The sequence below is a fragment of the Bacteroides sp. genome, from assembly GCF_028690125.1.
GTDB lineage: Bacteria > Bacteroidota > Bacteroidia > Bacteroidales > Bacteroidaceae > Bacteroides.
Window position 1 is genome coordinate 1 of sequence record NZ_JAQVBV010000034.1, and the last position, 10,402, is coordinate 10,402.

A 10,402-nucleotide genomic window follows, 5' to 3' on the forward strand; every position below is an offset into this window, starting at 1 on the left:
AAGTAATCCAGCTAGCAAGTTGAGCATACAAATGTAAAAGAATAAGTTTATAAATCCTACATTTTACCTAAATTTAATCACCTAAAAAGGGGATTTTGCCCATACTATTATTTGAAATGATACAAGATTAAAACGAGAGCATCATCCTTACCCAAACGAGAAGCCACTTCCTTTGCTTTACCGGATAATCTTCCCGATCTATATAACTCAAGTAGTTTTTTCGAATGTATTGCGGATATACAAGTATTTTTCGGAAAATTCCCATTGCTATTTCCCATATTGACAGGAAACGGAGGAGTAAACTCTTTATTTATGAGTATAGGAACAGAAACCTCCTGTGTCTTCAAATCAAATAACAATGATTTATTTTTCACTCCTTTTTCATTGGGAATATATACTTTTTCTATAATATCCATAAAAATAAAACGATCAGTCTTTATACTGACTCCTATCAACTTCAGAGGAAAAGTAGAACGAACGGCAGGAGTTCGGCGTAACAAAGCCTTCTTTTTATTACCATCGAATGAAAAAATAGTATCACAGGCGAAATCTGAAAGAATCACTTCATTTCCATTCTTTATCATCGGCTCGATAGTAATTGTATAACTCAAACTGCTAATTTGTTTCTCTTCCCGTACTTCACAGGTAAAAACATTCGTAATCCGGTGCTTCACATAAAACGGAAAAGGAGATATTCCAGCGTCTTTCTTGGATAATTTATAATAATAAATGCCATTATCAAACCTATCTTTGATTTCGCTTATCCCATCACTAAAAACCAAAGAGTCTTTATTATACCCGAAAACTTGATTAAATGACACTGGATAAGAAGCTATCAAACTCCTTTTATACTCACCAGCCAAGGAGTAAACCTGAATCCTATAACGAAAAGTCCTCATAAATATCTCTTGATTCTCTTCATCTCCATAAATCGAAAAAACATAGTCGTATTGTTCCTTTTCTCCCCCAGTATGATTGAACTGATGTAGTTGTTTTCCTGTCTTATCGAACACAAAAACAGTTCCTTTCCTATTATATGCAAATATCATATTTTCTGATATTGTTCCATACAACAGATCGAATGTTTCCAACCGTTCCGTTCCTTGAAATTGCAAAGGAATGTATTCGATTTCAGCCTCTTCTGCCAAGTCTATTTCTCTTTCCGGATAATCAGCGGTGATATCCAGAACCGGTAATGAAGAGTCCGGAATAACTTTTACCGATTGACGGCTACATCCTGCCAACAAACTAAGCGAGAAAAGAAACCATACGAACTTCATAGTTATTTGAGATTGAATTTAGACAACACAAATACAGGATTATCATCCTCAGTCATTTTAGAAGCAATCTCTTTTAATTTACCTGTCAGCTTGCCTTCTTTATAAGCTTTGAGCAAACGTTCTGAATCATGACAGTCAAGAGTACAATTCTCCGGTAATTGGACATCACTGTTGTCAATCATAAACGGGCGTTTATTTGAAGTATCAGTATTCATTATTTCCAAACTTCCATATATTTCTCTAGTTGAAAGATCGAATACAAATGTTTTTGCTTTAATTCTTGATTCTTCATAAATCTTCTTCGGAATTGCTGACATAAAGAGGTAATTCCCCACTTTCGAATTACAAAAGAACATCACACGAGGATCAGTTTCTGCCGACTTCGGAGTACGAACAAACAAAGGAGTAATTTTCTTATTTTTATAAAGATAAACAGTATCTCCCGCCAAGTCTGAAAGAATAAATTCAGTACCATTACTAACCATTGGTGAGGCAGTTATTGAATATGTTGAGGTCATTTCCGGTGTATCCTTAGTATAAATCATATTCCCAATCCGATTCTTTATTGTTATCGGAAGACGTGAAATAGTGCCATCTTTCTTTGACATCAAGAAATAAGGACAATCATTTGAAACCTTTCCCATCCTATCTAAATCGTAACCATCATAACATATCAACGATTGATCATCATAAATATACATCTCGCCGATTCTAATATTTCTAGGAACAGGTAAACGACGTTTAAAATTCCCTTCCAAAGAGTAAACCAAAACTTTACTGCCAGCCAATAAGTATAATTCCTTTGCTTTTTCGTCTATTCGCAAACTAAATATATAAATATATTCTTCTCCACTCTGCCCTTTATGATTAAAATGGTGCTTAATTTTACCCACCCGATCAAAGACAAAAATAGTACCATCTTGTCTATTGCAGGTCGCAATATAATGGTCTGTAAAAGTGGTACTATAATAAACGAGGTTATCAAGTAATACGTCATCAGTGGTCTCCAACGGAATAAATTCTGTGGTAACATAGTCTTTCAATGTAATTTCTTTCTTTGGATAATCTTTCGTAACATCAATTACCGGCAAAGCCTTACTTGTAACCTGTTTCTTAATTTGTGCAGATGTATTAAACGCCATGCACAGCGCAAATGATAACAATAATAGTTTTCTCATGGTCTTTTATTTTAAAAGGTGAAACAAATACTATTTTGATAAAAACTCTTCCAATAAATCGTCTGGTGCAAGATTCATTTTCTTCTTGATTCGTTGTTTAGATTTGGTTACAGAGCGAGAATCTATATTAAAAAGTCTGCCCAAATCCATATTATTAATACCCATATGAAGTAAATAACAAACTCTTTTATCTTGTTCTGTCAGTAATCTGCATTTACTAAGCTTCCCGGAAATATCTCCATATAACAAGTCTATTAATGCATATAACTGTTCCCATTCCTTTTGAGTTTCAAGAAGTCCATAGTAAGGTTCACTCTTCAATTGACAGAGATGATTATAAGCCATATACTGTTCAGAAAAGTTCACTTCCAAAGTCCCTACATTAAGCCGACGTAATATACCCTCTCTATCTGAAAGTAAAGTTCTGAGTTCTGTCGATAATCGATTATTTCGTTCTTTCAGGTTTTCATATTCCATCCCCTTCTCCTCCAACAACACAGAGTTCATTTTCTGTTCATTCAACAAATTGGCAATCATTCGTTTATTTTCTTGTAACAAAGAAGTATAATCACCGATTTGTTGTTCATTTTCTCTCAATCTCTGCATGATTCGAAAGAGTTCCTCCTCTTTTTTCCTCTTCTCGTGATAATAAAAGAACAAAACGATTATAAACAAAAAACAACCAACCAATATACCTATTAGATAGTGCATTCTTCGTCGTAATTGCTCATTCTGTAATTCTCGATTTTGGCTCTGAAGACGTTCCTTCTCATATTTTTGTCCCAAAACCCGAATATCAGAAGAGTAAGATAACTGCTGTTCTAAAGAATCTCTACATTGATTATAGGAATCAGCATAATGAACTGCAGCTTTCCAACATTGTCCTTCTTTCTCCAATTTATATAATTGCAAATAAGCATTCGAACAAATATACATATCATCCGTTTGAGTAGCCTTCAATAACCATTTTCTCGCGTCATCTTTTCGATTTTGAAAAGATTCATATTCTCCGAGTAACAAATAAGTAGAAGCTTTATCCTCCAAGCTATCAAGAAATCTCAATAATATTCTGGTAGAAAAATGAAAAAGTCCGACTTTCGAATATATAGCCTCCAATTCTGATGATATTTTATGCTGTAATTCCTCATCAGATAACTGCATCGCAACTTCCAAAGCCTGATCATAATAACAAAAAATACTATCAGATTGATGCTGCAATAAATTTACCCTGCCAATATTCCGTAATGTGATAGCTCTTTCCACACAAGGCTTAATAGTTGCATATATAGAAGCACCCTGTTTAAACATTTCCAAAGCATCACCATATATCTCCCGATACATATATATAGTGCCAAGCCGACTATAAAGAGTAGCCTCCAACCAAGAGTTTTTTTCATGCTTTACTAAATTCAAGGATTGATTATAGAGAATTACTGCATTTTCTTCATCCCCATGTTCCCTACAACTATCACCTTTCTCAAATAAAGAATGCATTTCTTCTTGAATATTTTTCTCTTGTGACGAAGATTGACAAGAGAAAAAGAAAATTCCCGAAATTAGCATATATAAAAGTGAGGTGACTTTCATCGTATCATGATTTACTGGTTTATGCAAATGTAGGAAGTATTGAGAAAAAAAGCAAATTTTAGAGATGGACAAATCAATTATATATATCCACCTGATTATTAATCAAATAAAAATCCACATCCCTCAAATTATTTGAATGATGTGGACAACATTTTAAACAGAAAAAACGATAATAACAGAATTATTCTGTAACCATGTATCTTTCTCCAGTTTGTTTTACATATTCTTCGAGAAACTCCTTCGGATATCCCGGACGAGTTACTCCGGCAGGCTGACCAATGGAATTACGTTCAAACTTTCCGTCTTTCACTTGTTTCACTACTCCATCGTTATACTTCACGATCAGGAAAGTACCCAATTGTTTCCAAGTGTCGAAGGTACTCTGTGCAGTCATATTTGTATAGTTAGTAAGAAAGTCGATAGCAGCATTCTTATCTTTTGCCAATAGTTTAGCTGCCATTTCTTCAATACCGTCCTGTGCTTGGTTGAAAGTTGTTTCCAGCTCTTTTTGAGTAGCGCGTACGTCATCTATCATCAGGCTATAACGAGGATAAACCATATTCGATACCCAATTGAATATCCAGAAAGCAGAATTCCAGGAGAAAGTAATATAATCTGCCCCATCTACACGTGTATAACACAACGGAGCTTTAGTCGCACAACAATAAACGGGTGTAAATACAGCCATATTTGCATCATCCACACCAAACCAAAGCACACCACCAATTATATCGGGTTTATTAGCACGCATCTGTGCCACAAATACAAAACCGCTCTGTTGAGTAGAAATAGGGCGTTCGTTAAAATATTCTTTATCACCGACTTTAAAGTTCAACGGAGAAAGACGGTAAGGAGTTTTATAAGGACCTGCCCCAAAATCATTGGAAATATCAAGCGGCGTTCCTTCATAATGATCACGCATCATGTCTTTCACATCTTGAACGGTAAGTTTCTGTTTAGGACGGATAAAAAGAGGCATCGGATCGTTAGTCTTACCTTCTATATAAGGAAGATATTCTTTTCCATGATCAGTAAATTTATTAAAATAACTCCAAACACGAGCTTCACAGAAACGACGCGCACCAAAATCAAGTGGTGCATACGCATTAGAAAAACTGAAATCTTTATTGACTCCATTGAAATAACCCTTCTCGCGCGCAAAAGAAATAACATCATGAGAATATAAACAGTTCTCTTTATCATTCATATCAAATTGATGAATACGGGATTGATTGGCATGAGCCGAGATACAATCATCCGGCACTCGAACAGCCACCCAAACAGCCCCACGGATACCCGGACCTTTACCAATCATCTCCATAATCCAAACCTCATTAGGATCGGCAATCGTAAATGACTCTCCTCCACTATAATAACCATACTGTTGTACCAGATCAGTCATTACCTTGATAGCTTCGCGCGCAGTTCGCGAACGTTGCAGACCGATATAAATCAAACTCCCATAATCTATAATTCCGGTTGAATCCGCCAACTCTGGACGACCGCCAAAAGTTGTTTCAGCAATAGTCACCTGATACTCGTTCATATTTCCATTCACATTGTAAGTCTGGCGTGCTTGTTCTATTTCTCCCAAGTATTTACCTGTATCCCATTCGTACACTTTCAGCATCGTCCCTTTAGGATAAGTGGCAGCAGGATAATGATAAAGCTCTCCAAACAATCCATAGGAATCAGCAGAATATGAAACTATAGTCGATCCGTCAGCAGAAGCATTCTTTCCGACAATCAAATTAGTACAGGCAAACGTATTCGCCACGGCTGCCAATAAAATAGCAGCACAAGAGACAATTTTTCTTCTCATAATATATGATTCACATTTTTAGTAATCACCAGATAAAACTTTCACGGGACACAGTCTCATTGCCACAACAATCGGTTACTGTCAATTCAACAATGTGTTTCCCTCCTTTCTTCACATACTTTGGGTCAAGTTCACATTCCCAATAAGAATTTACGATATTAGGACGTCCGAAAAGTGCATACTTTCCATCGATCGTTCCACGATAAGAATTGACACCTGTCCCCTTATCTTTCAAACGATAAACAATTTTATTATTTCTTCCCCATCGATTTTTATTGATAGGAACGATTTCAGGCGGTATGGTATCAACATCAACCGTATAAGTACCCAGTTCACTGATTGTTGCTTTCATATAACCGTTCTCATATTTCCCGCCTACACTATATTTAGCACCTTTGGGACTAACAGAAGCTACATAGTATTTCGTAGTATCTGCCAATGGTTTCCTAAGCAATCCAATTCGCAGTTCACAACCTCCATGAAGAGATACCGGTTTATCATTCAACTGATAAGTAAAAGAAATAGCTCCACTATCTGCCTTTACTTCATAATAAAGTGGAACATCATCGTAAAGCATTCCTTTCGGAACAACCAAGCTTAATCCCGGTTCATGTAAAAAGTTCGTTTTATTCCATCTAAAGTAATATTTATCAGGATGTTCCAATGGATTAACAGGTTGTTTCCGTCCACGCACTGTAAAGTGATAACGGGAAGTATTACCGAAAATATCTTTCAAAGTATACAAGAATTGATAATCCCGTTCTTCATCAATGGTTATCAAGCCACGGTTCCCATTAGAAGCCTTCAGCATACGCAAGGTATTTCCCGGATCAATGAATGATTTCATATATGGTCCATGAGTCCAAGAGTTTATCATTCTGTTTTCGTTCGGAGAGAAGCGGTCTACAGTACTACGGAAAACTTCTGTTTCGTCTACAGTAAGAATTACAGAATATACTCCATAATGGTTGTTCACACCATCCATATAGTCATATGCTTTAATGCCTGTCCCTATAATTCCCCAGGCTTCCACCGGCTGTTCACGATTCGGTAGAATGACCAGATTCTCTTGCTTCCCTGCTATCACGCCTTTACCCAACTGTGGAAAAAGCATGATACCATCTGCTTTAGGAGCACGCGTATCTTTGACTTTAGTTTTGAAGAAAGGCATAGGATCAATAGATTCGCCTGATTCTGTTTCAAATACATCCAGATGTAAATGAGGTCCGAACGAATATCCGGTATTCCCACTCAAAGCTATTGGCTGTCCCGCTTTTACCGGATATTCTTCCGGTTCGGGAATAATCTCAACTTCCCAATTTTCTTTTTCATATTGAAGTTTTTCCACCCTTTCAGCAATTGGAGAAAGAAAACCACTTAGATGGCGGTTTATAGTTGAATATCCGTTATGATAGCAAACATCCAATACATATCCTGAGCCATTAGTGACACGGATACGCGAGATATAACCATCAGCAAGAGCATGTACCGGTTTACCGATCACTCCTCCAGTTTTAAAGTCTAATCCACCGTGAAAATGATTAGAACGGATCTCACCAAAATTTCCGCTTAAAGTGATAGGAAAATCAAAAGGCGGTGTAAAGGTCGCTTGCGTTTTCTCTTGTGCATACCCCTGTATGCTACAAGCAAGCAAGAGGATAGCAATATATTGTCTCATATAATACATACTTTTTAAAACTCTACAAAAGTACACTATTTCAAGTAGATTACGAAATGTCCAAGAGAGAATGATTCATTTGATTCTAGTTAATAATTCTTTTATTTTTGGCATTTATATCTCATTTTGAAAGTAACTTATGAATTATATTTGTATTTTTGCAAGCTATTTCTTATTTTTAATTAATCGAAAAAAACAATGAGAATTTATGAGAGAGTAATGGCAACGGTGGTTGCCTGCGTACTGCTGGGTGTTGTATGCCCCCACATGGCATCAGCAGAATCCTCCGTCGCAGAACACGCAAGTTGGTTGAAGAAGAAGAAAAAGAAGAAACTCCAACAGGAAGAAAAGTCCAAAACGGACTATGAGAAACTGGTAGAAGGAAGCAAAGCTACCAAAGGTATGTTTACCGTATACCAGAAAGAAAATGATTTTTATTTCGAAGTTCCTACCTCTTTGTTAGGTCGTGACCTACTAGTGGTCAATAAGTTACAACGGGTACCCGCAGAGCTGAATGAAGCCGGTGTAAACCGTGGTGTAAATTACGAAAATCAAATGATCAGTGTTGAATGGGACAAGGCTAGCAAAAAGCTAATGTTTCGTCAGCAACGCCCTTTGCCTTTAGCTCCCAAAACTGATGCAATCTACCAATCGGTAAAAGATAACTTTATCTCTCCACTGATTGCCGCATTTAAGATAGAAGCTATCAATCAGGATTCTACTGCATTGGTAATTAAAGTAAATGATATTTATGACGGCACGGAAACCAGTATAAATAATGTATTTACCAATATCAATCTGGGGACCTCAGCTATTAAAAATCTTTCACGTATTCTGTCTATAAAATCTTTCACGAACAATGTGGTAGCAACTTCCGAACTGACAACTAAAGTAACGGAAGGAACGACCAGTGTATACGTAACGGTAGAAGTAAGTTCATCTATTCTCTTGTTGCCGGAAACTCCTATGATGGGACGCTTCGACAATCAAAAGGTAGGCTATTTTACTAATCCCCTTTTAAGTTTCAGCGATGCACAGCAAGGTTCCGATACGAAACATTATATCACCCGCTGGCGTTTGGAGCCTAAACCGGAAGATCGCGAAGCATATCTGAAGGGTAAACTTGTAGAACCTGCTAAACCTATTGTGTTCTATATAGATAGCTCAACTCCTTATCAATGGCGTACCTACATCAAAAAAGGTATTGAAGATTGGCAAGCCACTTTTGAAAAAGCAGGTTTCAAAAATGCAATCATCGCCAGAGAAGTTACCGATAGTATGCAGATAGATATGGATGATGTCAATTACTCCGTATTGACTTATGCTGCTTCGGAAAAGAAGAATGCCATGGGACCTTCCATCCTCGATCCACGTTCAGGAGAAATTCTGGAAGCAGATATCATGTGGTGGCACAATGTACTCTCTATGGTAAGCGAATGGATCACTGTACAAACCGGAACTGTCAGCCCGGCAGCACGTAACGTACAATTGCCTGATTCTTTGATGGGGGATGCTATCCGTTTTGTGGCTTGCCATGAAGTAGGTCACTCTTTAGGGCTACGCCATAATATGATGGGATCAGCAGCATTTCCCACAGACTCTCTCCGCTCTGAATCATTCACATCTAAGATGAATTCCACCGCTTCATCTATCATGGATTATGCCCGTTTCAACTATATCGCCCAACCGGGAGACGGTGTTAAAGTCCTTTCTCCGCATATCGGTCCTTATGACCAATTTGCCATTGAATATGGTTATCGCTGGTATGGTAAAAACACTCCGGAGGAAGAAAAAAATCTTCTGTTCAATTTCCTGAGTAAACATACTAACCGCCTTTACAAGTATAGTGAAGCACAAGATATACGGGATGCTGTTGATCCGCGGGCACAGAACGAAGATTTGGGAGATGATCCGGTTCGTTCTTCTCTACTCGGTATTGAAAACCTGAAACGTATCGTTCCTCAAATAATCCAATGGACTACCACCGGAGAGAAAGGACAAACGTATGAAGACGCATCTCGCTTATATTACGGTGTTATCAATCAATGGAACAATTACTTGTATCATGTACTTGCCAATATAGGAGGTATCTATATTGAAAATACAACTGTAGGTGATGGTGTCAAAACATATACATTTGTGGAGAAGGAGAAACAACAAGCTTCCCTGAAGTTCCTGATGAACGAAGTACTGACTTACCCCAAATGGTTGTTTGATACGGAAGTAGGGCAATATACTTTTTTACTTCGCAACACTCCACTCGGCAAACAAGAAAATGCGCCTACACAGATATTGAGAAATGCGCAGGCATATATCCTTTGGGATCTGCTAGGCAATAATCGCCTGATGCGTATGATTGAAAATGAATCAGTAAATGGCAAGAAAGCATTTACGGTAGTAGAATTTATGGAAGCGCTTCACAAGAACATTTTCGGTATTACGGAACGGGGAGGAAATCCTGATGTAATGGAGCGTTCTTTGCAGAAAAACTTTCTGGATGCTTTACTTACAGCAGCTGCTGAACCCGAAGCTGTTAAAATCAACAAGAAATTGGCTGACGAACATTTCCTGCTCGATCACTCCACTCCTTTCTGTAGTTGCCATGCTGCCGAACAGCGTACTCTCCACGAAGAAAGCCGGATGGGTGCTCCACGAGTATTGAATTTCTACGGTAGCCAACTTAACCGTATATCAGATGCAATTTCTGTAAAACGCGGTGAATTGCTCCGTATCAAGAAACTCTTGCAGAATCGCCTCAGTAGTTCAGATACAGCAACACGATATCATTATGAGGATATGATATTACGTATCAATACTGCACTGGGAATCAAATAAAAAATTAATCACTTAAGCATAT

Annotated in this window: 6 protein-coding genes; 1 reads left to right on the forward strand and 5 read right to left on the reverse strand. The window is 37.5% G+C overall.

Features of this window, described 5'->3' with window-relative positions; all coding sequences use genetic code 11:
- Window positions 1-107: 107 nt before the first annotated feature.
- From PHO71_RS18725 to PHO71_RS18745, 5 genes are all read right to left on the reverse strand, one after another.
- Complete coding sequence (locus PHO71_RS18725) at window positions 108-1,280, reverse strand: 6-bladed beta-propeller (RefSeq protein WP_300206259.1); 1,173 nt, start codon at window positions 1,278-1,280, stop codon at window positions 108-110.
- A gap of 2 nt (window positions 1,281-1,282) precedes the next feature.
- Window positions 1,283-2,458 carry a 6-bladed beta-propeller gene (locus PHO71_RS18730; RefSeq protein WP_300206261.1) on the reverse strand — a complete coding sequence of 392 codons (1,176 nt, stop codon included), beginning with the start codon at window positions 2,456-2,458 and terminating at the stop codon, window positions 1,283-1,285.
- Between the two features lie 30 nt (window positions 2,459-2,488).
- Window positions 2,489-3,952, reverse strand: a complete 1,464-nt coding sequence (locus PHO71_RS18735) for a lipopolysaccharide assembly protein LapB (protein ID WP_300206263.1) — start codon at window positions 3,950-3,952, stop codon at window positions 2,489-2,491.
- A gap of 274 nt (window positions 3,953-4,226) precedes the next feature.
- Window positions 4,227-5,867, reverse strand: a complete 1,641-nt coding sequence (locus PHO71_RS18740) for a C69 family dipeptidase (RefSeq protein ID WP_300206265.1) — start codon at window positions 5,865-5,867, stop codon at window positions 4,227-4,229.
- Between the two features lie 25 nt (window positions 5,868-5,892).
- A complete protein-coding gene (locus tag PHO71_RS18745) occupies window positions 5,893-7,545 on the reverse strand; it encodes a M23 family metallopeptidase (protein ID WP_300206267.1) in 1,653 nt (550 codons plus the stop codon).
- A gap of 198 nt (window positions 7,546-7,743) precedes the next feature.
- Between PHO71_RS18745 and PHO71_RS18750 the strand changes: the two genes are divergently transcribed.
- Complete coding sequence (locus PHO71_RS18750; protein ID WP_300206269.1) at window positions 7,744-10,380, forward strand: zinc-dependent metalloprotease; 2,637 nt, start codon at window positions 7,744-7,746, stop codon at window positions 10,378-10,380.
- Window positions 10,381-10,402: the final 22 nt, after the last annotated feature.

What these genes read in the sequence shown, in the direction of transcription:
- PHO71_RS18725 (WP_300206259.1), bottom strand. Translation starts at nt 1,280, where the DNA reads ATGAAGTTCGTATGGTTTCTTTTCTCGCTTAGTTTGTTGGCAGGATGT.
- PHO71_RS18730 (WP_300206261.1), bottom strand. Translation starts at nt 2,458, where the DNA reads ATGAGAAAACTATTATTGTTATCATTTGCGCTGTGCATGGCGTTTAAT.
- PHO71_RS18750 (WP_300206269.1), top strand. Translation starts at nt 7,744, where the DNA reads ATGAGAATTTATGAGAGAGTAATGGCAACGGTGGTTGCCTGCGTACTG.
- PHO71_RS18735 (WP_300206263.1), bottom strand. Translation starts at nt 3,952, where the DNA reads ATGCATTCTTTATTTGAGAAAGGTGATAGTTGTAGGGAACATGGGGAT.
- PHO71_RS18745 (WP_300206267.1), bottom strand. Translation starts at nt 7,545, where the DNA reads ATGAGACAATATATTGCTATCCTCTTGCTTGCTTGTAGCATACAGGGG.
- PHO71_RS18740 (WP_300206265.1), bottom strand. Translation starts at nt 5,867, where the DNA reads ATGAGAAGAAAAATTGTCTCTTGTGCTGCTATTTTATTGGCAGCCGTG.